Origin of the sequence: Candidatus Mycolicibacterium alkanivorans (assembly GCF_022760805.1) — a bacterium.
In the GTDB taxonomy this organism is placed as follows: Bacteria; Actinomycetota; Actinomycetes; order Mycobacteriales; family Mycobacteriaceae; genus Mycobacterium; species Mycobacterium alkanivorans.
In genome coordinates this window covers 1959280-1985685 of record NZ_JAIVFL010000001.1, presented here as the reverse complement: position 1 = coordinate 1985685, position 26406 = coordinate 1959280, and the positions used below count along the sequence as shown (strand labels likewise).

At 67.0% G+C, this 26406-nt stretch carries 21 protein-coding genes, 2 tRNA genes and 1 pseudogene; 9 read left to right on the top strand and 15 right to left on the bottom strand.

Annotation, left to right across the window (positions count from 1 at the left end):
* Nucleotides 1–7: 7 nt before the first annotated feature.
* A complete protein-coding gene (locus tag K9U37_RS09930; protein ID WP_243071546.1) occupies nucleotides 8–1387 on the bottom strand; it encodes an MBL fold metallo-hydrolase in 1380 nt (459 codons plus the stop codon).
* 204 nt (nucleotides 1388–1591) lie between these two features.
* Here K9U37_RS09930 and K9U37_RS09925 point away from each other — a divergent pair, with 204 nt between their 5' ends.
* From K9U37_RS09925 to K9U37_RS09915, 3 genes are all read left to right on the top strand, one after another.
* Nucleotides 1592–2182, top strand: a complete 591-nt coding sequence (locus K9U37_RS09925; protein ID WP_243071545.1) for a rhodanese-like domain-containing protein — start codon at nucleotides 1592–1594, stop codon at nucleotides 2180–2182.
* Nucleotides 2183–2187: 5 nt separating this feature from the next.
* Complete coding sequence (locus tag K9U37_RS09920; protein ID WP_243071544.1) at nucleotides 2188–3063, top strand: sulfite exporter TauE/SafE family protein; 876 nt, start codon at nucleotides 2188–2190, stop codon at nucleotides 3061–3063.
* Nucleotides 3064–3215: 152 nt separating this feature from the next.
* Nucleotides 3216–3548 (top strand): rhodanese-like domain-containing protein, encoded by a 333-nt coding sequence (locus K9U37_RS09915; protein ID WP_243071543.1) that lies wholly within the window; start codon nucleotides 3216–3218, stop codon nucleotides 3546–3548.
* A 76-nt stretch (nucleotides 3549–3624) separates the two neighbouring features.
* On the opposite strand, the gene K9U37_RS09910 is transcribed toward K9U37_RS09915, so the two are convergent.
* Together K9U37_RS09910 and K9U37_RS09905 are read right to left on the bottom strand one after the other, a co-directional pair.
* Nucleotides 3625–3768 carry a hypothetical protein gene (locus K9U37_RS09910; protein ID WP_243071542.1) on the bottom strand — a complete coding sequence of 48 codons (144 nt, stop codon included), beginning with the start codon at nucleotides 3766–3768 and terminating at the stop codon, nucleotides 3625–3627.
* Nucleotides 3769–3935: 167 nt separating this feature from the next.
* Nucleotides 3936–6110 carry a glutamine synthetase III family protein gene (locus K9U37_RS09905; RefSeq protein WP_243071541.1) on the bottom strand — a complete coding sequence of 725 codons (2175 nt, stop codon included), beginning with the start codon at nucleotides 6108–6110 and terminating at the stop codon, nucleotides 3936–3938.
* Between the two features lie 390 nt (nucleotides 6111–6500).
* Here K9U37_RS09905 and K9U37_RS09900 point away from each other — a divergent pair, with 390 nt between their 5' ends.
* The gene (locus K9U37_RS09900) at nucleotides 6501–8852 is read left to right on the top strand and encodes an FdhF/YdeP family oxidoreductase (protein ID WP_243071540.1); all 2352 of its coding nucleotides are present in this window, start codon (nucleotides 6501–6503) and stop codon (nucleotides 8850–8852) included.
* Complete coding sequence (fdhD, locus tag K9U37_RS09895; protein WP_243071539.1) at nucleotides 8840–9670, top strand: formate dehydrogenase accessory sulfurtransferase FdhD; 831 nt, start codon at nucleotides 8840–8842, stop codon at nucleotides 9668–9670. The genes K9U37_RS09900 and fdhD overlap by 13 nt, the downstream gene beginning before the upstream one ends.
* Before the next feature lie 183 nt (nucleotides 9671–9853).
* Here fdhD and clpX read toward each other — a convergent pair whose 3' ends face one another.
* The 5 genes from clpX to K9U37_RS09870 form a co-directional block, all read right to left on the bottom strand.
* Nucleotides 9854–11134, bottom strand: a complete 1281-nt coding sequence (gene clpX / locus K9U37_RS09890) for an ATP-dependent Clp protease ATP-binding subunit ClpX (protein ID WP_243071538.1) — start codon at nucleotides 11132–11134, stop codon at nucleotides 9854–9856.
* Between the two features lie 232 nt (nucleotides 11135–11366).
* Nucleotides 11367–12014 (bottom strand): ATP-dependent Clp protease proteolytic subunit, encoded by a 648-nt coding sequence (locus K9U37_RS09885; protein ID WP_243071537.1) that lies wholly within the window; start codon nucleotides 12012–12014, stop codon nucleotides 11367–11369.
* A complete protein-coding gene (locus tag K9U37_RS09880) occupies nucleotides 12007–12594 on the bottom strand; it encodes an ATP-dependent Clp protease proteolytic subunit (protein WP_243071536.1) in 588 nt (195 codons plus the stop codon). The genes K9U37_RS09885 and K9U37_RS09880 overlap by 8 nt, the downstream gene beginning before the upstream one ends.
* Before the next feature lie 106 nt (nucleotides 12595–12700).
* Complete coding sequence (gene tig / locus K9U37_RS09875; protein ID WP_243071535.1) at nucleotides 12701–14077, bottom strand: trigger factor; 1377 nt, start codon at nucleotides 14075–14077, stop codon at nucleotides 12701–12703.
* A 53-nt stretch (nucleotides 14078–14130) separates the two neighbouring features.
* Nucleotides 14131–14204: transfer RNA gene (locus K9U37_RS09870), tRNA-Pro, on the bottom strand.
* 136 nt (nucleotides 14205–14340) lie between these two features.
* Between K9U37_RS09870 and K9U37_RS09865 the strand changes: the two genes are divergently transcribed.
* A tRNA-Gly gene (locus K9U37_RS09865) sits at nucleotides 14341–14414 on the top strand.
* Nucleotides 14415–14650: 236 nt separating this feature from the next.
* On the opposite strand, the gene K9U37_RS09860 is transcribed toward K9U37_RS09865, so the two are convergent.
* From K9U37_RS09860 to K9U37_RS09845, 4 genes are read right to left on the bottom strand one after another with little or no spacing between them, the layout of a single operon-like run.
* Nucleotides 14651–15388: a hypothetical protein gene (locus K9U37_RS09860; protein WP_243071534.1), complete on the bottom strand. Its 738-nt coding sequence runs from the start codon at nucleotides 15386–15388 to the stop codon at nucleotides 14651–14653.
* A complete protein-coding gene (locus tag K9U37_RS09855) occupies nucleotides 15385–16569 on the bottom strand; it encodes a zinc ribbon domain-containing protein (RefSeq protein ID WP_243071533.1) in 1185 nt (394 codons plus the stop codon). The genes K9U37_RS09860 and K9U37_RS09855 overlap by 4 nt, the downstream gene beginning before the upstream one ends.
* A complete protein-coding gene (locus K9U37_RS09850) occupies nucleotides 16566–18149 on the bottom strand; it encodes a S53 family peptidase (protein WP_243071532.1) in 1584 nt (527 codons plus the stop codon). The genes K9U37_RS09855 and K9U37_RS09850 overlap by 4 nt, the downstream gene beginning before the upstream one ends.
* Nucleotides 18150–18207: 58 nt before the next feature.
* Complete coding sequence (locus K9U37_RS09845) at nucleotides 18208–19836, bottom strand: metallophosphoesterase (RefSeq protein WP_243073305.1); 1629 nt, start codon at nucleotides 19834–19836, stop codon at nucleotides 18208–18210.
* 253 nt (nucleotides 19837–20089) lie between these two features.
* Here K9U37_RS09845 and K9U37_RS09840 point away from each other — a divergent pair, with 253 nt between their 5' ends.
* Entirely contained in the window at nucleotides 20090–21271 is a 1182-nt protein-coding gene (locus K9U37_RS09840) for a serine hydrolase domain-containing protein (protein ID WP_243071531.1), read from the top strand.
* 55 nt (nucleotides 21272–21326) lie between these two features.
* On the top strand, nucleotides 21327–22091 hold the full coding sequence (locus K9U37_RS09835) for a DUF1542 domain-containing protein (protein ID WP_243071530.1): 765 nt from the start codon (nucleotides 21327–21329) through the stop codon (nucleotides 22089–22091).
* Nucleotides 22092–22187: 96 nt separating this feature from the next.
* Here K9U37_RS09835 and K9U37_RS09830 read toward each other — a convergent pair.
* From K9U37_RS09830 to K9U37_RS09820, 3 genes and pseudogenes are all read right to left on the bottom strand, one after another.
* Nucleotides 22188–22604: pseudogene (locus K9U37_RS09830) on the bottom strand (DNA-formamidopyrimidine glycosylase family protein); the annotation flags it as partial.
* 3 nt (nucleotides 22605–22607) lie between these two features.
* Complete coding sequence (locus tag K9U37_RS09825) at nucleotides 22608–23087, bottom strand: ribose-5-phosphate isomerase (protein WP_243071529.1); 480 nt, start codon at nucleotides 23085–23087, stop codon at nucleotides 22608–22610.
* 62 nt (nucleotides 23088–23149) lie between these two features.
* Nucleotides 23150–23758: a DsbA family protein gene (locus tag K9U37_RS09820; protein ID WP_243071528.1), complete on the bottom strand. Its 609-nt coding sequence runs from the start codon at nucleotides 23756–23758 to the stop codon at nucleotides 23150–23152.
* Between the two features lie 85 nt (nucleotides 23759–23843).
* On the opposite strand from K9U37_RS09820, the gene pepN reads away from it, so the two are divergent.
* The gene (pepN, locus tag K9U37_RS09815) at nucleotides 23844–26402 is read left to right on the top strand and encodes an aminopeptidase N (protein WP_243071527.1); all 2559 of its coding nucleotides are present in this window, start codon (nucleotides 23844–23846) and stop codon (nucleotides 26400–26402) included.
* Nucleotides 26403–26406 lie beyond the last annotated feature (4 nt).

Here is a 26406-nt window from a genome sequence, read left to right as displayed (position 1 = left end):
GGCTGGCTCAGGCATTTTGAACTGCGTCGGCCCAGGCGCCGTAACCGCCCAGGATGTCGCTGACGTCGGTGAAGCCGTTCTGGCGCAGCAGGCTGGCCGCGACCGACGACCGGTAACCGCCGGCGCAGTAGACGACTGTCGGCTTGGTGGCGTCGAGCTCACCCAGCCGGGCGGGCAGCTGGCCCACCGCGATCGGGATTGCGTTCGGGATGGACCCGGCCTCGACCTCGCCCGGGTTGCGGACGTCGACGATCTGCAGGTCGCGCATGTGCGACGCCCGCTCGTCGAACGCTTTGGCCGTCAACCGCGACGCCACCTGGACGTCGTCCTGGTGGGCGAACATCGCCCGATATGGGTCGGCCAGGTAACCGATCACCCGATCGAAGCCAATCCGGGCCAGCCGATTCTTGCCCTCGAGCTCCTGACCAGGCTCGGTGAACAGCACGATGTCGACGTCGGACTTGAGCACTGATCCGGCGAACTCGGCGTAACGACCTTCGAGTCCGATGTTGATCGCCTGACGCAGATGACCCTGGGCGAACTCCTCGGGAGTGCGCCCGTCCACCAGGACGGCTCCGCCGTCGAGGGCGGCACGGACCTGCTCGTAGGTCATGGCCGCCGGCATCTCGGTCTCGTCCAGCAGTCCGCGGTCCTTGCGGTTGAGGATGGCGTCGTAGACGAAGTAGCCGGGCGCGGGTGGCTGCCCCTCTGTGACGAGGTTCATGAAGGTCGCCTTGTCGGGGGCCCGCAGCGCGTAGTTCGTTGCTTTCTGGTCACCCATCGTCGACCAAAGATCGGTGGACAGGTTCTTGCCGCACGCCGAGCCCGCGCCGTGTGCCGGATACACCCGGGTGGCGTCGGGCAGCGTCATCAGCTTGTCGTGCAGCGAGTCGTACAGCTTGTCGGCGAGCTCGTCACGGGTGAAGCCGATCGAGGCCAACAGGTCGGGGCGGCCAACGTCGCCGATGAACAGGGTGTCGCCGGTCATCACACCGTAGGGAACGGTGTCGTCGGCGTGCTCGTAGACCACGATGCTCAGGGACTCGGGCGTGTGCCCCGGGGTGTGGCGGAACTCCAGCGTCACGTCGCCGAGCGAATAGCGCTCACCGTCGGCGACACCCATCGACTCGAATTCGGTCTCGGCGACCGAGGAGTAGACGATCTTCGCGCCGGTCGCCTTCGCCAGCTCGAGGTGGCCCGACAAGAAGTCGGCGTGAAAGTGGGTCTCGATGACCAGTTCGATGGTCAAACCGAGCTGTTTGGCATCGCTCACGTACTCGGCCACGACGCGTTGCGGGTCGACAACAACTGCGCGACCGGTGGTTTCGTCGCCGATCAGATAGGAAGCGTGGGACAGGCAGTCCAGGTAGTACTGCTGCAGGATCATCGTCGTCTTCTTTCTCTTTGGAACCTTGGTAATGCCATCCCGGCATGTACCCCTATGGGTATATCAGGTACCCTAGGGGGTATCTTATTCCGGCCTTGACAGTACCGATGGGGGTATGTCTACCATGTAAATTAAGTATACCCCTGGTGGTATCGAAGGCCTAGGGGCTTTCGCCATCACCGGCCTGACGGAAGGACCCTTTCCATGACCGCTCCCGCCACCATCGACTCGCAGGACCTCAGCGACCGCCTCGGCTCGGCTTCGCCGCCGCGGATTCTGGATGTCCGAACCCCGGGCGAATTCGAGACCGTCCACATCGCCGGTGCATATAACGTCCCGCTGGACCTACTGCGCGAGCACCGCGACGAGATCATCGGCCACCTTGACGAAGACGTCGTCTTGGTATGCCGCTCTGGTCAACGGGCCTCGCAAGCCGAGGAGACCCTACGAGCCGCCGGTCTGGACAACGTGCACATCCTCGACGGCGGCATCACGGCCTGGGAGGCGAAGGGGTTCGCGGTCCGGCGCGGCGCGCAGCGCTGGGACCTTGAACGCCAGGTCCGACTCGTCGCCGGTTCGATCGTGCTGACCAGCGTTCTGGGCAGCCTCGCCGCACCAAAGCTCAAGTGGGTCGCCGCGGCGATCGGAGGCGGACTGACGTTCGCATCCCTGACCAATACCTGCGCGATGGGTATGGCCTTGTCGAAGCTGCCCTACAACCGCGGCGTTACCTGTGACGCCCAGACGGTCGTCGCCCAGCTCATCAGTTCCTCCGCTGACCAGAAGGCGAAATAGCCGACATGATCATCGTGACAGTTGCCCTGGCCGTGTTCGTCGGTGTCGCCCTTGGCCTGCTCGGAGGCGGCGGATCGATTCTGACCGTACCGCTACTGGCCTACGTCGCCGGGATGGACGCAAAACAGGCCATTGCCACCTCGTTGCTGGTCGTCGGCGTGACCAGCGCGGTCGGCGCTGTGTCGCATGCAAAGGCGGGCCGCGTGCAATGGCGCACCGGCCTGATCTTCGGCGGGGCGGGCATGGCCGGGGCCTACCTCGGCGGCGTTCTGGCCCGATTCATTCCGGGAACGATCCTGCTCATCGGGTTCGCCCTGATGATGATCGCCACCGCCATCGCCATGTTGCGCGGACGAAAGAACGTGGTGCCGACCGACGGCACACATCGGCTGCACTTCGGCAAGATCGTCGCCGAGGGTCTCGTCGTGGGCCTGGTGACCGGTCTCGTCGGCGCCGGCGGCGGATTCCTTGTGGTGCCGGCACTGGCACTGCTCGGTGGCTTGCCGATGCCCATCGCCGTCGGCACGTCGTTAGTCGTGATCGCGATGAAGTCGTTCGCGGGCCTGAGCGGATACCTGTTAAGCGTTCACATCAACTGGACGGTAGCGCTCGCGGTTACCGCCGCGGCAGTCATCGGCGCCTTCATCGGTGCCCGACTCACCGCCATGATCGACCCCGATGCGCTGCGCAAGGCCTTCGGCTGGTTTGTCCTGGTGATGTCGTCAGTAATCCTCGCCCAGGAGATCCACCTGGCCGTGGGGGTGGCCGCGGCGACTCTGACCGTCATTGCCGGCGGAATGTACTTCGCCTGCAGCCGACATGGATTCTGCCCACTGCGCCGACTCATCTCCGGCCACGACGTGCGCGCGACGGCAGGCTAGCCCCACTCGCCAGACATCGGCTTGTCGTCTCGGCTGACTGCGAAAGGCGCGACACCGGCCGATGGGCTGCACTGCGGAGACTGGTTCTGCTGCACCAAGGAGATCCCCGCCGACGACATCAGGTCTGCGATCCGAGTGAAAGGTAAAGCGTGATGAACGTATTGGAAGTCGATCCGGTCGGGGCGATGCGGCTTGTCGACGAGTCCGGCGCCGTCCTGCTCGACGTTCGGGAGGACGAAGAGTGGGCAGCCGGACATGCACCCGGCGCGGTTCATGTACGCCTTGGCGACCTCGACGCGCGCACCCTCGACACCACCGCGCCCGTTGTCGCGGTGTGCCGGTCAGGCAACAGATCCGGTTCAGCGGCAAAGAACCTCGCCGCCGCCGGGGTTACCGTCTACAACCTGGCCGGAGGGATGAAGGCATGGCGGGAGGCCGGGCAACCCGTCGTGCGCGATGACGGTACCGCGGGCACCGTCATTTAATCTCAATCGGGAAAGAGATCCAGCCGGCCTCAGATTCATCGAGCTGACCACGGCGGTCCCGATGAGCCGGCCAGGCTCAGCCGAAGACGCGGTCGACGAATGCCTCCGTGTCCTGCTTCCAGGCGATCGCGAAGTTGCCCACGTCGTCGCGGCTGATCGCCAGGCTGGGACAAAACCAGCTTCCCCCGTCGCCAGTGAAGAAGTGCGGTGAGCCGACCACGCCGCGGGAACGGCCCTCATCCCAGTCGGCATGGACGGCGGCGGACGTGGCCTCGACGTCGAGGGGGTCGAGGCGTGATCATGACGATCGCCCTCGGCCCGTCATTTCGGCTGACCTCCAGCGGCGTCAGCGAACTCGGGCCGCCGGCGTCGGCAAGGCAACGACACTCAGAGTATGTAGAGCATCTCCTGGTAGGTCGGCAGCGGCCAGAGATCATCGGCGACAACGCTTTCCAGCGTGTCAGCGGCCGAACGCACGGCGTCCATCAAGGGCAGCAGGCTCGCCGCGTGCTCGGCCTCTTCCTTGCCAGAATCGCCGCCGTGCACATCGATCGCCGTCTTGAGTGCTGCCAGCGCCGCAGTCAGCTCCGGAATCGGCGTGGACACAGTCTCGAGCAACGTCGTGTCCGCAGCCACCCCAGCCTTCTTCAGCGCCGCGACGTTCTGCGCCAGCTCGGTCTGGTACCGAATGGCCGCGGGCAGGATCACCGTCGACCCGATTTCCAGCGTCAGCTTGGCCTCGACATTGACGGTCAGGGCGTAGGTCTCATAGCGGACCTCTTTGCGGCTGTGCAGCTCGCGCGAGTTGAAGACGCCGTACCTCTCGAAGACCTCGATCGCCTCCGGCGTCACCAGCTGCGGGATGGCATCGAGCGTCGTCTTGAGGTTCGGCAGGCCGCGCTCGGCCGCTTCGATCTGCCAGTTCTCGGAGTAGCCGTCACCGTTGAACACGACGGCGCCGTGCTCGGTGATGATCTCGGTCAGCAGTTTCTGCACGGCCTGGTCGAAGTTCTCGCCGTCGGCGACGGCCCCGTCCAGCACGGTGGCCATATAGTCGAGCGAGTCGGCCATGATCGTGTTGAGGATGATCATCGGCACGTTGATCGTCTGCCCCGAGCCCGGAGCGCGGAACTCGAAGCGGTTGCCGGTGAACGCGAATGGGCTGGTGCGGTTGCGGTCACCCGGGTCGGTCGGCAGCTCGGGCAGCGTGTCGACACCGATGATCATGGTGCCCTTGCCCTTTGACGACGTGGCCGCCCCCTTGGCGATCTGCTCGAACACGTCGGCCAGCTGATCGCCGAGGAAGATCGAGATGATGGCCGGCGGAGCCTCGTTGGCGCCCAGCCGGTGATCGTTGGTGGCAGAGGCCACCGAGACCCGCAGCAGGCCGCCGTACTTGTGCACCGCCCGGATGACCGCCGCGCAGAACACCAGGAACTGCGCGTTCTCGTGGGGGGTGTCGCCGGGCACCAGCAGGCTGCCGAACTGCGCATTGCCCATCGAGAAATTCACGTGCTTGCCCGAACCGTTGACACCGGCAAACGGCTTCTCGTGAAACAGGCACTCCATGCCGTGCTTCTTGGCGATCTTGCGGAACGTTGTCATCAACAGCTGCTGATGGTCGGCGGCGAGATTGGCCCGCTCGAACATCGGCGCGATCTCGAATTGACCTGGCGCGACCTCATTGTGCCGGGTCTTGGCCGGGATGCCGAGCTTGAACAGCTCACGCTCGGTGTCCATCATGAAGGCCAGCACCCGGTCCGGGATGGCGCCGAAGTAGTGGTCGTCGAATTCCTGGCCCTTGGGCGGCTTCGCACCGAACAGCGTACGACCCGAGTTGATCAGGTCGGGGCGAGCCAGGAAGAAGTGGCGGTCTACCAGGAAGTACTCCTGCTCGGGCCCGCAGAACGACACGATGTGGTCGAAATCCTTGTGGCCGAACAGCTTCAGGATGCGCTCGGCCTGGGCGCCCATGGCCTGCTGGCTACGCAGCAGCGGCGTCTTGTAGTCCAGCGCCTCACCGGTCATCGAGACGAACACCGTCGGGATGCACAGCGTGTTGCCGTTCGGGTTCTCCAGGATGTAGGCCGGGCTGGTGACGTCCCATCCGGTGTAGCCGCGCGCCTCGAAGGTGCTACGCAGACCGCCCGACGGGAAGCTGGACGCGTCGGGCTCGCCTTGGATGAGGGTCTTGCCCGCGAATTCGGCGAGCGTCGCGCCGTCACCCACCGGCTCCAGGAAGCTGTCGTGCTTCTCGGCGGTCAGCCCAGTCATGGGGTAGAAGACGTGTGCGTAGTGGGTCGCGCCCTTCGACAGCGCCCAGTCCTTCATCACCGAGGCGACGGCGTCGGCGACTGCCGGATCGAGCTTCGCACCCTTCTCGACGGTCGCGACGACCGACTTGTAGACCGACTTCGGCAACCGCAACCGCATCTCCGCCAGGGTGAAGACGTTCGATCCGAAGATCTCGCCCGGCGCCTCGCCTGGATCGAAGCTGATCGGGGGAGGCTCGTAGGCCTCGACATTGACGATCGCCTGGAGACGGGCCGCGTTTCCGCTCAACTGAATCTTCCTCTGCACCCAAGACGTCCGCGTCTGCTCGCGGATGTGTGACCGGCCAACACTAGGAAGCTTCGATTCCGAACTTGTTACGCCGGCGTCAACGCCAGATAGCGGCGTGATCGGCAACAAAGTCCGGGAATGGCCGCAATGGTCGACGTAGTCCACAAGGTACTGCATGACGTCGTGGCCGTGCAGAACGGCGGATCCGGCTCGCCGGCCGCAGCGGTCGGCTTCGGCGCCAGCCGTCGCAGAGAAGAGTTCGGCAGGCGGCACGGCCGTGCCCGGTGCGAGCGTCGGGCAAGCGCGACGCACACCCGGCCAGCGGCAAGGCGACTGCCAAATCGGGCAGGTGAATGCGGACGGTCAGCTCCGCAGCCTAGATTTGAGGGCATGAGCATCGGCCGCGACATCCCCGCCGACTACGACGAGCACGTGGTACACGTCAGCGACGCCAAACACGAGGCCGCCGGGGTGAAGGCCGTGATGGTCAGCATGCAGCGCGGGCTGGCCGAAATGGGTCCGGTCCGCACACTGGCCACCCTGGCACGGCTCAATCAGCGGCATGGATTCGACTGCCCGGGTTGCGCCTGGCCCGAAGAGCACGGCGGCCGCAAACTCGCTGAGTTCTGCGAAAACGGCGCCAAGGCGGTGGCCGAGGAGGCCACCAAGCGACGGGTCACCCCGGAGTTCTTCGCTCGCCATTCGGTGGCCGAACTGGCCGCCAAGCCCGAGTACTGGTTGTCCCAGCAGGGCCGGCTCACCCACCCGATGGTCCTGCGGCCCGGCGAGCAGCACTACCGGCCGATCGGCTGGGACGAGGCCTACCGGCTGATCGCCGAGCACCTGCGTGACCTCGGTTCCCCGCACGAGGCGGTGTTCTACACCTCGGGGCGCACCAGCAACGAGGCCGCATTTCTCTACCAACTACTGGTGCGCAGCTTCGGCACCAACAATCTGCCGGACTGTTCCAACATGTGCCACGAGTCGTCGGGCACGGCGCTGATCGATTCCATCGGCATCGGCAAGGGCTCGGTGACGGTCGACGACGTCGAGCACGCCGACGTCATCGTCATCGCCGGGCAGAATCCGGGCACCAACCATCCGCGGATGCTCTCGGTGCTGGAGAAGGCGAAAGCCAACGGGGCGAAGATCATCGCCATCAACCCACTGCCCGAGGCCGGCCTGATCCGGTTCAAGGATCCGCAGAAGGTGAACGGCGTGATCGGCCACGGGGTGCCGATTGCCGACGAGTTCGTGCAGATCCGCATCGGCGGCGACCTGGCGTTGTTCAAGGGGCTGGGCCGGCTGCTGGTGGAGGCCGACGACCGCGCCCCGGGCAGTGTGATCGACCGGGAGTTCATCGCTCAGCACTGCCACGGATTCGGCGGGTACCTCGCCGACGCCCGCACGGTCAACTTGGACACCGTCACCGAGGCGACGGGTATCTCCCGGCCGCAGTTGGATCGGGTCGCGGGCATGCTCGCGGCCTCGCAGCGCACGATCGTCTGCTGGGCGATGGGCATCACCCAGCACACCCACGCCGTCGCCACGATCGCCGAGATGACCAACCTGCTGTTGTTGCGCGGCATGATCGGCAAGCCCGGCGCCGGAGTGTGCCCGGTGCGGGGGCATTCCAACGTCCAGGGTGACCGCACGATGGGGATCTGGGAGAAAGTCCCCGAGACTTTCCTGACTGCACTGGACAACCGGTTCGGCATCATCAGTCCCCGCAAGCACGGCTACGACACGGTCGCCGCCATCCGGGCGATGCGCGACGGGCGGGCATCGGTGTTCCTGGCCATGGGCGGCAATTTCGCCTCGGCCACCCCGGATACCGCCGTGACGGAGTCGGCGCTGAGCACCTGCGCGCTGACCGTGCAGGTCTCCACCAAGCTCAACCGCAGCCACCTGGTGCACGGCCGCACGGCGCTCATCCTGCCCACCCTGGGCCGCACCGACCGCGACCTCGTGAACGGCCACAAACAGGTTGTCTCCGTCGAGGATTCGATGTCGATGGTGCACCTGTCGCGGGGCAGCCTGACCCCGCCGAGCGACGAGGTCCGCAGCGAGGTCGCCATCATCTGCCAGCTGGCCCGCACGGTGCTCGGAGCCGACCACCCCGTGCCGTGGGAGACCTTCGCCGCCGACTACGACACCATCCGCGACGCGATCGCCGCCGTCGTGCCGGGCTGCGCCGACTACAACACCCGAGTGCGCCAACCCGACGGCTTCCAATTGCCGCACCCGCCAAGGGATTCCCGTGAATTTCCCACCACCACCGGCAAGGCGAACTTCGCAGTCAACCCGCTGCACTGGGTAGCGGTACCGCCTGGCCGGCTGGTGCTGCAGACATTGCGCAGCCACGACCAGTACAACACCACCATCTACGGCCTCGATGACCGTTACCGCGGGGTCAAGGGTGGTCGCCGCGTGGTCTTCGTCAATCCTGCCGACATCGAGGCACTCGGGCTGGCTGCGGGCGACCGAGTCGACTTGATCTCGGAGTTCACCGACCGTCAGGGCGAATTGCAGGAGCGCCGCGCCAAGGATTTCCTCGTCGTGCCCTACTCCACCCCGGTTGGCAACGCCGCCGCCTACTACCCGGAGACCAATCCCCTGGTGCCGCTGGATCACGTTGCCGCCAGGTCGAATACGCCGGTCTCGAAGGCGGTCGTGATCCGGCTGGAACCCGGCGGGCAGGATCCCGGCGACCTGGGAAGCGGCACAACGTGGGGCGGGTAACCTCGCGGTGGCGGGTCAGCCGCGTCATCGACGGGAACGCCACCGAGCGCTCGGAGACCTTGGTCGTCGAGGAGCCGCTGGAGATTCGCGTCAATTCCTCGCCGCTGAGTGTCACAATGCGCACCCCCGGTTCCGATGTCGAACTGGTACAGGGCTTTCTGTTGACCGAAGGGGTCATCACCCACCGCGACGACGTGCTCACCGTCCGCTACTGCCGCGGTGCTGAATCCGATGCCGACGGCATGAACAGCTACAACGTGCTCGATGTGACGCTGCGCCCCGGTGTGCCGATGCCGGAGGTGGACGTCACCCGCAACTTCTACACCACCTCGTCATGCGGGGTGTGCGGCAAAGCCTCGATCGACGCCGTCCGGTTGACCAGCCGACACGCCCCCGGCGACGACCCATCGACCGTGACTGTCGCGACGCTGACCGCGATGCCCACCCAACTGCGCTCGGCGCAAAAGGTTTTCGCCAGCACAGGCGGACTGCACGGCGCGGCGTTGTTCGATGTCGACGGCACGATGCTGGCCGTGCGCGAGGATGTCGGCCGGCACAACGCCGTCGACAAGGTGATCGGCTGGGCGCTGGAAGCCCACCACGTCCCGCTGAGCGGCACTGTCCTGCTGGTCAGCGGCCGAGCGTCCTTCGAGCTCACCCAGAAGGCGGTGATGGCCGGTATCCCGGTGCTTGCCGCGGTGTCGGCACCGTCCTCGCTGGCCGTCGACCTGGCCACCCAGTCGGGTCTGACCCTGGTGGCGTTCCTACGCGGGGAATCGATGAACATCTACAGCAGGGCCGACCGCATCCAGCACTAGACGCACACGCCGACACCGCGCGCGCTACGTCACGCGATCAGTGTGGTGCTCCACAATCCCCACCACCGCAACTGCGCACGCAATCTACAGACCGCATTCGCTCAGCGGGACGGGTCGCGGAGATCGCGCTTCTGCTCGACGAGGTGATCGTCGAACGGGAAACGCGCAGGCTCAGCGGAAGCGCTAGGCGGACTTGTCGCGACGCTCGGGGCGCGACGGCTTGCGTGGCACGATCGTCGGCAGGACGTTGTCCTGGACGGTCTCCTTGGTCACCACGACCTTGGCGACGTCGTCGCGGCTGGGGATGTCGTACATCACCGGCAGCAGGACTTCTTCCATGATCGCGCGCAGACCGCGGGCGCCGGTGCCCCGGTGGATCGCCTGGTCGGCGATGGCGTCCAAGGCATCTTCGTCGAACTCCAGCTCGACGCCGTCCATCTCGAACAAGCGGGTGTACTGCTTGACCAGCGCGTTCTTCGGCTTGGACAGGATCTGCACCAGCGATTCCTTGTCCAGGTTGGTCACCGACGCCACCACCGGCAGGCGCCCGATGAACTCCGGGATCAGGCCGAACTTGATCAGATCCTCGGGCATCACCTCGGCGAAATGGTCCTGCGTGTCGATCTCGGCCTTGGACTTCACCTCGGCACCGAAGCCAAGCCCACGCTTGCCGACCCGGTCGGAGACGATCTTCTCCAGCCCCGCGAACGCGCCCGCCACGATGAACAGCACGTTGGTGGTATCGATCTGGATGAACTCCTGGTGCGGGTGCTTACGGCCGCCCTGCGGCGGCACCGAAGCCTGGGTGCCTTCCAGGATCTTCAGCAGCGCCTGCTGCACACCCTCACCGGAGACGTCACGGGTGATCGACGGGTTCTCGCTCTTGCGGGCGATCTTGTCGACCTCGTCGATGTAGATGATGCCGGTCTCGGCGCGCTTGACGTCGTAGTCGGCGGCCTGGATCAGCTTGAGCAGAATGTTCTCGACGTCCTCACCGACGTAACCGGCCTCGGTGAGCGCGGTGGCGTCGGCGATGGCGAACGGCACGTTGAGCATCTTGGCCAGGGTCTGTGCCAGGTAGGTCTTGCCGCATCCGGTCGGGCCCAGCATCAGGATGTTGGACTTGGCCAGCTCGACGGGCTCGGAACGGGAATCACGATGTTTCTCGCCAGCCTGGATGCGCTTGTAGTGGTTGTAGACGGCGACGGCGAGGGTGCGCTTGGCGGTGTCCTGCCCGATGACATAGCTCTCCAGGAACTCCCGGATCTCGGCCGGCTTGGGCAGTTCATCGAGCTTGACGTCGTCGGCGTCGGCCAGCTCCTCTTCGATGATCTCGTTGCACAGGTCGATGCACTCGTCGCAGATGTAGACACCCGGGCCTGCGATCAGCTTTTTGACCTGCTTCTGACTCTTCCCGCAGAACGAGCACTTCAGCAGGTCACCGCCGTCTCCGATGCGCGCCATGGTGGTGGGGTCCTACTTCCTTCGCCGTCGGTGTTCGATCTTTGCCATCAAGTCTGCGTGGGCTATGTCCCGACGCTACCCGTTCGCTCGGCCACGGTGCGACAGGTAGAAGCGAATAGCGTCAGCGGTATTCGTGCGTGTGGTGAACATATCCCCTGACACCGCTCCCGTCGCCCCGGAACGCGGCGCTGTGCTTTCGGCGTGTCGCCGCTACGACGGCGGCGATCCCGACTCAGGCGTTCTGAGCCGAGAGCTTCCGGTACTCCAGCACGGTGTCGATGATCCCGTACTCCTTGGCGTCCGCGGCGGTCAGGATCTTGTCGCGATCGGTGTCCTTGCGGATGACGGCGGGGTCCTTGCCGGTGTGACGGGCCAGGGTCTGCTCCATGAGGGTCCGCATCCGCTCGATCTCGGCGGCCTGGATCTCTAGGTCGGAGAACTGGCCCTGGATGACGCCACCGAGCGACGGCTGGTGAATCAGCACGCGCGCGTTGGGCAGCGCCAGCCGCTTACCGGGCGAGCCCGCCGCCAGCAGCACGGCGGCCGCCGAGGCGGCCTGCCCCAGGCAGACGGTCTGGATGTCGGCGCGCACGTACTGCATGGTGTCGTAGATCGCCATCAACGAGGTGAACGAGCCACCCGGTGAATTGATGTACATGGTGATGTCGCGGTCGGGATCCAGCGACTCCAGCACCAGCAGCTGGGCCATGATGTCGTTGGCCGAGGCGTCGTCGACCTGCACACCGAGGAAGATGATGCGTTCCTCGAACAACTTGTTGTAGGGGTTGGACTCCTTGACGCCCCAGCTGGAGTGCTCGATGAACGACGGCAGGATGTAGCGCCCCTGTGGAGCCAGCCGGGGGTCGGTGTAATCAGGCATTGGACAGTCCGTTCACGTGGGCACGGGTGATGATGTGGTCGACGAAGCCGTACTCGAGCGCTTGCTGCGCGGTGAACCAGCGGTCACGATCGGAGTCGGCCTCGATGCGCTCGATCGGCTGGCCGGTGAACTCCGCGTTGAGCCGGAACATCTCCTTCTTGATGAGCGCAAACTGCTCGGCCTGGATGGCGATGTCGGCCGCGCCACCGGTGATACCGCCCAGCGGCTGGTGCATGAGGATGCGGGCGTGCGGCAGCGCATAGCGCTTGCCCTTGGCGCCTGCCGCGAGCAGGAACTCGCCCATCGAGGCGGCCATGCCCATAGCGTAGGTGGCCACGTCGCACGGCGCGAGCACCATCGTGTCGTAGATAGCCATGCCGGCGCTGATCGAGCCGCCCGGCGAGTTGATGTACAGCGAGATGTCCTTGGTCGGATCCTCCGCCGCCAGCAGCAGAATCTGCGCGCACAGCCGGTTGGCGATCTCGTCGTCGACCTGAGAGCCGAGGAAGATGATGCGCTCGGCGAGCAACCGCTCATACACCGAGTCAGTGAGGTTCAGCCCTGGCGCGCCTGAACGCATGTGAGTCACGACTTGATACCTGCTTTCTTCAAGACTGCGTACTACCCGACCCTAACCAACCAGCGGCCAACCGCACTCCCCGGAGAGCGCACGTTCGCTTTCGGCGTTATTCGGCCTCGCCGGCTTCCTCGTCCGCGCCGCCCTCGGTGTCCTCGGCGCCGGCCGGCGATCCGAAGAACTCGCTGGTGTCGACGACTTCACCGTTGGTGTCGGTGACGGTGGCCGCCTCGACCACCGCGGCCACGGTCAGACCGCGGCGCACGTCGGCGAACATCGCCGGCAACTGGTTGTTCTGCTGCAGGATGCCCAGCAGCTGCGCCGGCTCGATGCCGAACTGACGCGACATCAGTACGAGCCGCTCGGTCAGGTCGTTCTGGCCGACCTGGATGTCGAGGTCGTCGGCGATGGTGTCCATCAGCAGCTGAGTCTTGACGGCCTTCTCCGCGGCCTCGCGGGTCTCGGCGTCGAACTGCTCACGCGAGCTGCCCTGCGCCTCGAGCGCCTCGGCGAATTTGGCCTCATCGTGCTCGAGGCCGTGGACCGCGTTGTGCACCGTCTCGTCGATCTGCGCCTGCACGATCGCCTCGGGCAGCGGCACGTCGACCTTCTCCAGCAGCAGCTCGAGGGCGTTGTCGCGGATCCTCTCGGCCTGGTGGATGCGCTTGACCCGGCCGACCTGCTCGGTGAGGTTGGCCTTCAGCTCCTCGATGGTGTCGAATTCGCTTGCCAGCTGGGCGAATTCATCGTCGGCCTCGGGCAGCTCGCGTTCCTTGATGGACTTGACGGTGACGGTCACCTCGGCGTTCTTACCGGCGAGCTCACCGGCGACGAGCTTGGTGGTGAACGTCTTGGACTCGCCCTCGGAGAGCCCGACGATCGCCTCGTCGAGGCCGTCGATCAGCTGGCCGGAGCCGACCTCGTGGGACAGGCCCTCGGTGGTGGCCTCCGGGACGTCCTGTCCGTCGACGGTGGCCGACAGGTCGATGGAGACGAAATCGCCTTCGGCGGCCGGACGCTCGACACCCTTCAGCGTTCCGAAGCGGGCACGCAGCGCCTGCAGCTCGGCGTCGACGTCCTCGTCGGTGACCTCGATCGGGTCGACGGAGATCTTCAGCTCACTGAGGTCGGGCAGCTCGATGTCGGGCCGCACGTCGACCTCGGCGGTGAACACCAGCTCCTCGCCGTCCTCGATCTTGGTGATCTCGATGTTCGGCTGACCCAACGGGCGCACCTCGGTGGTGGTGACGGCCTCGCTGTAGCGGCCGGGCAGCGCGTCGTTGACCACCTGCTCGAGCACCGCCCCGCGGCCCAGCCGGGCCTCGAGAAGCTTCGCTGGGGCCTTCCCGGGCCGGAACCCGGGCAGCCGCACCTGCTTGGCCAGCTCTTTGTATGCCCGGTCGAAGTCCGGCTGCAGTTCCGTGAAGGGCACCTCCACGTTGATGCGAACCCGGGTCGGGCTCAACTTCTCGACGGTGCTCTTCACTGCGGTACTCCTCGGGTCGGTGTTCTCGGACGATCTGCGGTTGTCAGGGCGTGTCGGGGTGACAGGATTTGAACCTGCGGCCTTCCGCTCCCAAAGCGGATGCGCTACCAAGCTGCGCTACACCCCGGTGCTGTGCTTCTCGCGTCGCGATCCTACGGCCCAACACCCGGTCAACCGCAATCGACCTCGACGGCACGGGGTCGAGGAGGTCCGATTGGATTTGATCTGGTCGGCGCCGGTACATTTGGGCTCGCACACTGCACGCGGGCGTAGCTCAATGGTAGAGCCCTAGTCTTCCAAACTAGCTACGCGGGTTCGATTCCCGTCGCCCGCTCCACCGAGTGGGCCGAACATGCGTTCGGCAGCCCTCCTACCTGCTCCGTTGTCATGACCGGCAGCGGGTGCGGTGATCTCAGGGATGCCCGGTCCGAACAGCGGGCGCAGCAGGCCGCCGAACCAGCGTACGGATCAGTCGTCAAGGTGACACGCGGGACAATGTGTGGGTCCGGGTCCAACACCGCACGCAAGTCGGGGTCAGGACGAGGAACCGGCCACAGTGCGCGGGGGTGACGGCTAGCGCGGTGGGTCACCCTTCCACTGAAAGCTGTTGATGTACTTGCCCAAATCCTCGGCGAGTTGCAGGTTCGCTCCCGACGGCAAGCTGGGGCCGTCACCCGGCCGGAACGGGTGATACGGGCCGATCGCGGCGCCGATGAGCGCCAGGTCGTTCTTCACCGCGGCCATCACGACGATGCGGTTGCGCCGGGCAAGGCCGGTCGAGCCTTGTGGGTAGACGTCGAGGACGGCGCCGTAGCCGAGCTGGTAGCCCACCGTCGCGTTCGGCAGAACGTAGGCCACCGTCGCATCCGGCGAGTTCTCGCGCACGAGATCGTCGACGACTTGCTCGGCCGTCCGGCCATTGGCGGGAACGGCGAACAGCTCCATCGCGCCCCCGTCGCCGCCGGTGAAATTCGCGTCGACGCCGGTGTCCTCCGTGGTGATGGCATAGGCCGACCCGGGTCCCGGGTAGGCGACCGAGAAGGAGCCGTCGGCGGCAGTGAAGCGCGGGTTGGCTTGAACCGGGACCCCGGTGGGCGGGCGGCCACAGTCCGGCGGGCAGGTGAAGCGAACCGCCGGGGTAGCGGTCAGTACCGACGCCGCGGTCATCGCACCGACCACCGCCGACAGGCCTGCCGCCAGAAGCAGCAGCAGCCGCCGCAGGGACGTGTACGGCAGCGGCAGGGCCGTATACGAGCCCGAAAGCACCGAATAGCCCGGAGCGAGTTCGCGCGTCACCGACGGCGTACTCATCGGTCCACCAACTCGGTGCCCGGTTGCGGCCGGTCGCGTCGACGCGCCGCTCGCGACGTCCGCGACGCGGCGTGCGCGGCGACACCGCATGCAGGGCAGAACGCCACATCGGGGACGACGTGCCCACAGCTCGGGCACAAGATCGGCAACTCGACATGAAGCGGGTCCTGCGGCTCGTGCAGCACCGCCACCTGCATCCCCACCCGCAGGGCCACCACCGCCGCCAGGGCGAGCACCACGTGCACCAAAAACTGGAGGTCCGAGGCGATCTGCAGCACCTCGACCAGCCCGACGTTGGCGTAGGCCGCGGCCGCAACCACCAGCGCCAGCCCGCCGACCGCCAGCTGACGAACACGGGAACTGTCCGGCCGCCGCGAGTACCACAGCACGATCCCGATCAGGCCGCCGACCGACGCCGCGGTCAGGGGCATGGTGAGCCCTCGGACGCCGGCCTCGATCAACAGATCGGTGACGGGCTGATCGCTGATGGTGATGCCGGCATCGATCTCCTGGACCATCCGGACCATCGTCACCGTGACCGCGAACACCGTCGCTCCGAGTACACCAATGGCAAAGCCGTACAACGATTCTCGGTCTGGTGGTCGAGTCAGCCGAACCAGTATGGTCGGCAGCTGCATCGCCAGCAGGCCCCCGAACGGGATCACCAGCGCGTCCCGCACCAGCCGGGCCGTTGGCATCTCGGTCCCGAGTCCCAGGCTGTAGTACTCGGCGACGACGGTGCTGGTCAGCAGCGCCCACCCCACCCCGACCGCAATGCCGAGCACCACGGTCAACACCCAGACCCGCCACGGCAGGTCAGCGATGACGCCGGTCTCGGTCAGGTAGATCACGAACAGCAGTAGCGGGGCGAAGGTCGCCACCGCCACCATCGGCACATACCAGTGCAGCAAGCAGAACGCGACCAACACCGCCAGCACGAGCGCCAGTCCGACGCGGAACGTGCCGTGCGAGCGGCGCGGCAAGTGCGGAAACATCGAGCTGACCAACGACGGCTGCAGAACGCTCTCGCCCGGCGCCGCGACAAAAGCGTTGACCCGCAACCAGTCCGGGCCGCTGCCGCGTTCGTGCACCAGCCGTGCGCCACACCGTCCACAGAACCTGCCTGCCGGTACGTCGTGCCCGCACAGCCGGCATGGCATGGTCTCAATTTGCGTGGTCACGCCACCCCCCGCTGGACGTCGAGGATATCGCGGGCCAGGTTGTCGACGTTGGGGGTGCCCAGACCGGTCACCATGTCGTAGCCCGGGCCGGCCACGGCGACCGCATTGGTGCCCAGGACGATGTCGTGAAAGGCAGGCCGGGTGGCACCGGCGGCGATATGGTACAGGGTCGGGTTGAGCCCCCCCAGCGAGCGTCCCCCTCTGTCGATGAGGAACTGGTTCATCACCGCGGCGATGCCGGCCCACAGCGGCGCCGCCTGCGATGTGCCGCCGCCGACGACCAGCTGCTGACGAAGGACGATGACGGCACCGGTGGCGGTGTCGGCGACGGCCGACACATCGGGGGTCAGACGGCGCAACCCGGTGTCATGCGCCGCGGTCTGCCACGGCGGACGCTCGAACAAGGCAGAGATCCCGCCGCTGCTGCCCTGGGTCAGGGGCCCATCGCTCCACCCGAGTTCGGCGAGCCACTGATAGTGCTCGTCGGTCGACAGGGAGGTGCCCCCGACGGTCGTCACCTCCGGCAGTGAGGCGACCGCATCCAGGCCGACGTCTGACGGGCCGGGCGGGGCCGACCAGTCGTGGCCACGTTTGCATTCCAGACCGGCAAGATCACCGCTGGCGTTGAACACCGTGGTGCCCCGTGACACCGCGCCGGCCACCGCTTCGCGGACCGGAGCCAAATCGGCGGCGGTGATCATCCGGTCGCAGCCCCACCCGATCGACAGGCTCCACACCGCCCCAGGGAAGCGCCGGACCACGTCCTGCATCAGTTCGGCAATCTTGACGTAGGTACCCCCGCCCTCGACCGTCGGACGGGCGTTGACCAGGACCTTGCGCGCATCGGGCGCCAGCGCATGGGCCACCTGCAGGTCCATCGAGGCCTCGTTGTTGCGCTGCTCGGGCATCCCGCCGACGACCTCGGGGGTGAATTTGGGCAGTCCGTAGGTCTGGGCATACATGTCGAGGTCGGCCTGGTCGAAACCGTCGAACGCGAACACCACGATGGTGGTGTGCTTGCCGGTGTAGCCGGCGTCGGCCAACGGCCGCACGTTGTAGATGGTGCGCAGCGCATCCGGCGGCAGGCTGTGGTCGGGCACGTCGTTGGGAAGTGGCCGAATCGACGGGCTGCTCGAGTGGTACGGGGTGTAGCTCAGGATCCGGCCCAGCCCCGACACCGAATCACGCAGTGCCGCAGGCACCGCCGGCTGCTGCGGTGAGGCATAGAATTGCTCGCCGAGCGGGCTGCGGTAGTCGCGCACCGGCACGCCCAGCGCGGCGGCGACCCTGGCCGGCGGGCCCAGCAACACCGCCCAACCGGCGCCCGGCTGCCAATGCACCGACAGACCGTTGGCCGACGCCCACCGCTGCAACCGGTCCGGAGGCTGAGTGCCGCGGAGTTCGGCGGTGAGCTGCACGGCCTGCGCGTGGGATTCGCCGAGGTTGGTCGAGGCGTCCAGCAGGACAACAAACGGTCCCGTAATCGCTTGTGCCGGGGCCGAATCCGGGTGATGGCGCGCACCGCATCCGGCAAGCGCGAGCACGCCCACCGATAGCAGGGCCAGCACTGTACGAGACATGGGTGAACCGAACCATAGTGCACTGACGTGCGGTTCGCAGGAACCTGAGCCGAAGACGTCAGCTGCGGACCGGACGGCGGTAGGTCAGCTTGTCGAACTCCCGGCCGTACTCGTCGACGGCCGTCACGTCCATCTCGCTCATCAGGTTTCCGGGCCGCACGTCGACGCGGATGAACGCGTAGTTGCGGAACCGCACTCGCGACCAGCCGACACCCTCGGCCTGCTTGTGACCGTCGGCCGTCCAGACGTAGCTGTTGGGCACGAAAGTGTCGGGCACCTCGTGACCGCGGTAGCTCTCCTGCTCCCCGGGCTGGAAGTCGTACCGCGGCCGCCCGGCCGATCCCACCGTGTAGTAGACCGTGCCGTCGGTTTCCGGGTAGACGATCGCGTTGTCCTCGGCAGCCCGGGTGGGCGCCCCATCCCGGACGGGGTCGGTCCGTTCGAAGGCGTGGTTGTGACCCTGGAGCACCAAATCGACCTGGTAGCGGTCGAACAGCGGCTCCCAGGCCGCCCGCACGCCCCCGTCGCTGGCGTGGTCGGCGACCGTGGAGTATGCGCAGTGGTGGAAGAAGGCGACAATGAAGTCGATGTCGGGATTGGCCCGATGCGCGGCCAATGTCCTTTCCACCCAACTGTTTTGCGCCCCGTGCGAGTAACCCGTGTTGGTGGTGATCTCATAGCTGACGTCGTTGGCGTCCAGCGAGAACACCGCGACGTTGCCGTAGGTGAACGAATAGACCGATGGGCAGCCCGCCGGACCGTTGCCCGGGAAGTCCAGCCGCGCAAGGTGCCCGCCGTAGCCATGCACCGGGTAAGCGGCTTCCATATCGTGGTTGCCGGTGGCGAACATCCACGGCGTCGTCGACGCACTGGCCTCGATGGAGCCCAGATAGACGTCCCACACGTAGGGGTTGAACTTGTCGAACCCCTTGGGGGGATCACCTTTTCGCACGAATTGCGGGGGTTTGCCAGCGCCGGACGGGTCAGCATAGGCGATGTCGCCCGCCAGCACGTGGAAGTCGGGGCGCGAGGCGATGATCTGGTTGAGCACGTTCTCGGTGTGCGCGACCGACGGGTCGTTATCGGGTTTGTAGTAGTTGTCGTCGTAGATTCCGGGCGGACGGCCCGGCGGAAGCGTCGGCGTTTCGTCGGTGCCCTGGTCGCCCATCATCGTGAACCGGAACCAGCCCACGGTATTTCGCGCACTGGGCATCGCGGTGGTCGCGGACCGCACGTCGCTGACGAAACCGTCGTCGGTGCGCCAGCGGTAGAAGTGCGGCGTGTGCCCGGGCAGGCTGTCCACCGGGGCGTGGACATAGAACTGCTCGGCCGACAGCACTCCGCCGGCGCTGTCGGGGATCTGTGTCACCAGGTTGCGGACTTCCGCCTCGACCGTCGCACCCAGTCCCGGTGTCGGGCCGTGGTCGACGAAGACTTTGGTTCGGCCCGGATTGCGCGACAGCTGGGCGGCCAGCCGCAGCTGGCTCGAGGCGTCCGACCCGTATCCAACTCGCCGGCCGGCCACCCCCAGCGGTGCATCCTGGGCGTACGCCCGGTGCCCGAACGGGGCAGCTCCCACCGCGGCGACGGCCGCCGCAGCCGCGGATTCGCGCAGGAAGTTGCGCCGGGAACCCCGGTGCCGGCGCAGATACGTCTGATGCCACTCGTACTGCTCGGCGATCGTCATCCGGGTGGCCAGCGCCGGCGGGATACCGGTGTCGGGAATCTCCACCCCAGAATCGTGACGCAAGCACCTGCGTGAACGCGGAATCGGCAGGAAACTCCGGGTGAACAAATCGATGAGCGCCAGCGCTAATCACGACGCGGTTTCGATTTCGCTCCAATCGTCCTCTCAGCTTTCGTGGGTACCGTCACCTCCGTAGATTCAGCTTCAGCACCCGGCGGGCAGCCCCGGTCGGGACCGTCGGCCAGGAGGCCCGTTGAGCGACCACATACCCATCGGCGGTGCCTGTGCCGCGGGTTTTGGCGCGGTCCGCGACGCCTTCGAGAAGAACTTCACCGCTGGTGACGAGGTCGGCGCCGCGGTGGCCGTGTGGGTCGATGGGGATCTGGTGGTCAACCTGTGGGGCGGCTACGCCGACGCCCGCCGGCGACGGCAGTGGCGACAGAACACCCTGGCCAGTATTTTTTCCGGAACCAAGGGCCTGACGAGCACGTGCGTGCACCTGCTGGCCGACCGCGGCGAGATCGACCTGTATGCCCCGGTCGCCGTGTACTGGCCGGAGTTCGCCCAGAACGGGAAGCAGGACATCACGGTCGCCTCGGTGCTGGGACACCGCTCCGGGGTCATCGGCCCGCGCACCCGCATGCACTGGAGCGACACCACCGACTGGGACCGGGTGTGCGCCGACCTCGCCGCCGCCGAGCCGTGGTGGCCACCGGGGACCGCGCAGGGCTACCACATGGTGACCTTCGGCTTCATTCTCGGTGAGGTGGTCCGCCGCGTCACCGGGCGCACGATCGGCCAGTACCTGCGGACCGAAATCGCCCAGCCCATGGGGATCGACGTGCACATCGGCCTGCCGGAGGCCGAACACTCTCGCTGCGCGGAGATGGTCAACAAGCCGCACATCCGCGACGTCCTGGCCACCGGCCGGGCGCCGGGAGATCCGACCTCCCTCGACGAGCATCCGATGGCCGGGCTGTCGGTCGCGATGGGCTTCGTCCCCGACGACGAACTCGGCTCCAACGAGCTCGCGCTGTGGCGCACCTGCCAATTCCCGGGCACCAACGGACACGTCTCGGCACTGGGCCTGGCCACGTTCTACAACGGGCTGGCGCAGGAGAAGCTGCTCAGCCGCGAGCATCTGGAATCGGTGCGCATCTCGCAGGGCGGCTTCGACGCCGACCTGGTGCTCGGTGCCCGGGTCGCCGATCACGGCTGGGGTCTGGGCTACATGCTCAACCAGCGTGGGGTCGCCGGACCGAACCTGCGCAGCTTCGGCCACGGCGGATCGGGCGGCTCCTACGGGTTCGTCGACCTCGAGCACCGCATCGGCTACGCCTACGTGATGAATTACTTCGACGCCACCAAGTGCAATGCCGACCCGCGCAGCGCCGCGTTGAGTGACGCGGTCTACCGCGCTCTCGGCGTGCTCTGACGAGCTAATTCTCCTCCGCGAGGGCACATTCACAGGGATCGGTACTGTGGACGCCATGAACGGTGTGCTGGTGGTGCTCATCCTGGTCGTGCTCGCTGCGATCGTGCTGGCGGTGGTGAGTTCGTCGCGGGCCTCGGGCAATCGCAAGGCCGCCTCACTCGCCGACGCCAAGGCTGACGCGCGGAGGCTGATCGAACGTCTCGGCGGCCAGGTGCTCAACCTGTCCGGAACCAACGACGCTTCCAATCAGGCGCTGGCCGATGCTTCCGAACGGTTCACCGCGGCTTCGTCGCAGATCGAGCAGGCCACCACCGCCAAGCAGGCCATGATGGCCAAGGAAAGCGCTATCGAGGGCCTGTTCTACGTGCGCGCCGCGCGCACTGCGATGGGCATGGATCCCGGTCCGGAGCTGGAGACGATGGCCGGGCAGAAGGCGGCGGGTGCGGTCACCGAGGACCGCAAGGTTCAGTTCGAGGGCCGCGAGATCGAGGCCTCCCCCGTGCCCAGCCAGCGCACGCCGAACTACTACCCGGGTGGCCGGGTCGCGGGCCGTCCGGTGCCGGCCGGCTGGTATTCCGAGCCGTGGTGGAAGACGGCACTGGTCGCCGGCGCCTGGGGCGTTGGTTCGGTGCTGTTGTTCGACGCGTTGTTCTCCGGCATGGGCGGCGTCGGCTACGACGCGTCGGGGTTCGAGACGGGCTACGGCTCGGGCTTCGACCAAGGCTTCGACCAGGGTTATGACCAGGGTCTGGACGCGGGCGGCCAAGACGGCGGCCTGGGCGACAGCGGCGGCTGGGATTTCGGCGGGGGCGACTTCTAAAGCCGGCTCTCCATTCGCCCGGTCACGGTTGCCTCCTGCAGGTCCAGGCGCCCGAGCGTGGCGCGCCCAGGACCAGCGCGGTGGCGAAGGTCAGCGGATTCGCGCCCACGGCAGCGCCGGGTCGGCGTCCCGTCGCAGCGGGTCGGGCCCGAGCCGGGCCACGATGGCCGACACCTGCGCCTCATCGACCACCTCACAGGCCGTCGGGCCGCGCAGGTCGGTGCCGCATTCGGCGCCGACAATCCGCATGCGCACCTGGCCGACGGGCGGCGGCATCGGCACCGGCGACTCGGTGAACCTGCCGTACAGACCCAGGTGCACGTGCACGATCGGGCCGCCGTCGTAGTGGTGGAACAGGTGCTTGCCCCAGACCGAGGCGCGGGTGAACACCCGGCCGTCGATCGTCGCGGCGTCGGTGAAGCGGCCCTGCGGGCTCGACACGGCCGCCGGGGCGCCGGCGAAGCGGCGCTGATGCAGCCGGGCGAGCCGGTGAAGGGTATGGCCTTCCGGCACGGCTCAGGCCGGGGCGCCGGGCACCGGCGGCGGCACGTGGGTGCGCTCGTACTCATCGAGGACGTCGATACGCCGCTGGTGGCGTTCGGCTTTCGACCACGGGGTGGCCAGGAACGCGTCGACGATCGCCAGCGCCTCTTGTTCTGTGTGCATGCGGCCGCCGATGCCGATCAGCTGGGCATTGTTGTGCTCGCGGGCCAGCGAGGCCGTATCGGTGCTCCACGCCAGGGCGCAGCGGGCGCCGGGGACCTTGTTGGCAGCGATCTGCTCGCCATTGCCCGAACCACCGAGCACGATGCCCAGGCTGCCCGGGTCGGCCACCGTGCGCAGTGCGGCGGCGATGCAGAAGGCCGGGTAGTCGTCGTCGGCGTCATAGGCGTAAGCGCCGCAGTCGATCGGCTCGTGACCACCGGCTTTCAGGTGCTCGATGATGGCCTGCTTGAGTTCGTAGCCGGCATGGTCGCCGCCGAGGTAGACACGCATGGCCGATACCTTACTGACGGAACTCAGCTCACGGTGATAGCGTCGCAACCGGAGAGTGAAAGTCAGTCGAACTGCGGGGCTTCGGTCCGCGTCCGCTTCAGCTCCCAGAAGTGCGGGTAGGACCCGAAAGTCACCGAGGCATCCCACAGCTTGCCGGCCTCCTCACCGCGCGGGATGCGCGAGAGCACCGGGCCGAAGAACGCCACCCCATTGACGTGGATGGTGGGCGTCCCGACGTCGTCGCCGACAGCGTCCATCCCCTCGTGATGGCTCTTGCGCAACGCGTCGTCGAACTTGTCGGTGGCGGCGGCCTCGGCGAGCTCGGCGGGCAGGCCGACCTCCGCCAGCGACTCCTTGATGACGATGTCGAAGTCCTGGACGCCTTGGTCGTGGATGCGGGTGCCCATCGCGGTGTAGAGCGGCGAGAGGATCTCGCGGCCGCGGGCCTGCTCGGCGGCGATGGCGACCCGGACCGGGCCCCACGCCTGCTTCAGCGCCTCCCGGTACTCCTCGGGCAGGTCACGGCCCTCGTTGAGGACGGCCAGGCTCATCACCCGGAAGTTCACGTCGATATCGCGGACCTTCTCGACCTCGAGGATCCAGCGGGAGGTGATCCAACACCACGGGCACAACGGATCGAACCAGAAACCGGCGACGGACTTCTCGGCCATGGGGACTCCTCCCAATGATTGACGCAGACCTTCATCACAACTCATGCCGATAGAACACTGTTCCCGCTGCCGCTAGGTTGGACGCGTGGCACTTCCCAACCTCACCCGTGACGAGGCCATCGAGCGCGCCGCTCTGGTCACCGTCGGCAACTATCGCATCGCCCTGGACCTCACCACTGGTGAGAAGACATTCCGGTCCACCACGACCGTCGAATTCGAGGCGCTGCCCGGCGCGGACACCGTCATCGACCTGGCCGCCGACGTGGTGCACAGCGCCGTGCTCAACGGCCACGCCATCGACGTCTCGGGGTACGACGAGTCCACCGGCATCCCGCTGCGCGGGCTGGCCAAGACCAACACCCTGGTGGTCGACGCCGACTGCCGGTACTCCAACACCGGCGAGGGCCTGCACCGCTTCGTCGACCCCGTCGACGGCGAGGTCTACCTGTACTCGCAGTTCGAAACCGCCGACGCCAAGCGGATGTTCGCGTGCTTCGACCAGCCCGACCTCAAGGCGACGTTCGACGTGACAGTCGCCGCTCCGTCGCACTGGCAGGTGATCTCCAACGGCGCGACCACGTCGGTCGACAACAGCGTGCACACCTTCGCCACCACCCCGCGGATGAGCACGTATCTCGTGGCGCTGATCGCCGGGCCGTACGCTCGCTGGGACGACGTCTACGCCGACGAGCACGGCGAGATTCCGCTCGGGCTGTTCTGCCGGTCCTCGCTGGCCGAGTTCATGGACGCCGAGCGGCTGTTCACCGAGACCAAGCAGGGCTTCGGCTTCTACCACCGCAACTTCGGGGTGCCGTATGCATTCGGCAAGTACGACCAGTTGTTCGTCCCGGAGTTCAACGCCGGGGCGATGGAGAACGCCGGCGCGGTGACCTTCCTGGAGGACTACGTCTTCCGGTCGAAGGTCACCCGCTACAGCTACGAGCGCCGGGCCGAGACCGTGCTGCACGAGATGGCGCACATGTGGTTCGGCGACCTGGTGACGATGACGTGGTGGGACGACCTGTGGCTCAACGAGTCGTTCGCGACGTTCGCCTCAGTGCTGTGCCAGGCCGAGGCCACCGAGTACACCGAGGCCTGGACCACCTTCGCCAACGTGGAGAAGTCGTGGGCGTATCGCCAGGACCAGCTGCCGTCGACCCATCCGGTGGCCGCCGACATTCCCGACTTGCACGCCGTCGAGGTGAACTTCGACGGCATCACCTACGCCAAAGGCGCCAGCGTGCTCAAGCAGCTGGTGGCCTACGTCGGCCTGGAGCACTTCCTCGCCGGCCTGCGCGACTACTTCGCCGCGCACGCCTTCGACAACGCGACGTTCGACGACCTGCTGGGCGCGCTGGAGAAGGCGTCGGGCCGCGACCTGTCCGACTGGGGCCGGCAGTGGCTGAAGACCACCGGGCTGAACACCCTGCGCGCCGACTTCGAGGTCGACGACGCCGGCCGGTTCACCCGGTTTGCGATCTTCCAGGGCGGCGCCAAGCCCGGGGCCGAGGATACCCGGGTGCATCGGCTCGCGGTCGGTATCTACGATGACGACCCGACGACGGGCAAGCTGGTCCGGGTGCACCGCGAAGAACTCGACGTCGCCGGTGATCTCACTGACGTTCCTGCGCTGCAAGGTGTTTCGCGCGGCAGACTGATCCTGGTCAACGACGACGACCTCACCTACTGCTCGTTGCGCCTCGACGACGACTCCCTGCAGACCGCGCTGAGCCGCATCACCGACATCGCCGAGCCGCTGCCACGCACGCTGGTGTGGTCGGCCGCCTGGGAGATGACCCGCGACGCCGAGCTGACGGCCCGCGACTTCGTCGCGCTGGTGATGAGCGGCGTGCAGGCCGAGACCGAGGTCGGGGTGGCCCAGCGGTTGTTGCTGCAGGCGCAGACCGCGCTGAACTCCTACGCCGATCCCGAATGGGCCCGCGCCAGCGGCTGGCCCGCGTTCGCCGATCGCCTGCTGGACCTGGCGCGCGAGTCGGCGCCGGGCTCGGATCACCAGCTGGCGTTCGTCAACGCGCTGTGCACCTCGGTGCTCTCGCTGCGCCACGTCGCCGTCCTGGCGACGCTGCTGGACAACGAACCGGCCGAAGTGAACCTGCCGGGTCTGGTGATCGACACCGACCTGCGGTGGCGGATCGTCACCGCGCTGGCCGCCAGTGGTGATCTAGACGCCGACGGGATTGCCACCCCGTTCATCGACAACGAGGTGAAGACCGACCCGACTGCGGCGGGACGGCGCCATGCCGCCGCCGCAGCGGCGGCCCGCCCGCAGGCGGAGGTCAAGGAGCAGGCCTGGCGGCAGGTGATCGAGGACGACACGCTGGCCAACACCACCACCCGATCGATCGTCGGCGGCTTCGTGCAGCCCGGGCAGTCCGCACTGCTCGCGCCGTTCACCGAGCGCTACTTCGCGGCGATCCCCGGAGTGTGGGAACGCAGGTCGTCCGAGGTGGCCCAGACCGTTGTGATCGGGCTGTACCCGACCTGGGACATCAGCGAGGACGCTTTGCGGGCCGCCGACCACTTCCTCGGCGGCGAGATGCCGCCGGCGCTGCGGCGGCTGGTACTCGAAGGCCGCGCCGGCGTCGAACGCTCGCTGAAGGCGCGGGCGTTCGACGCCGGCTGACGCT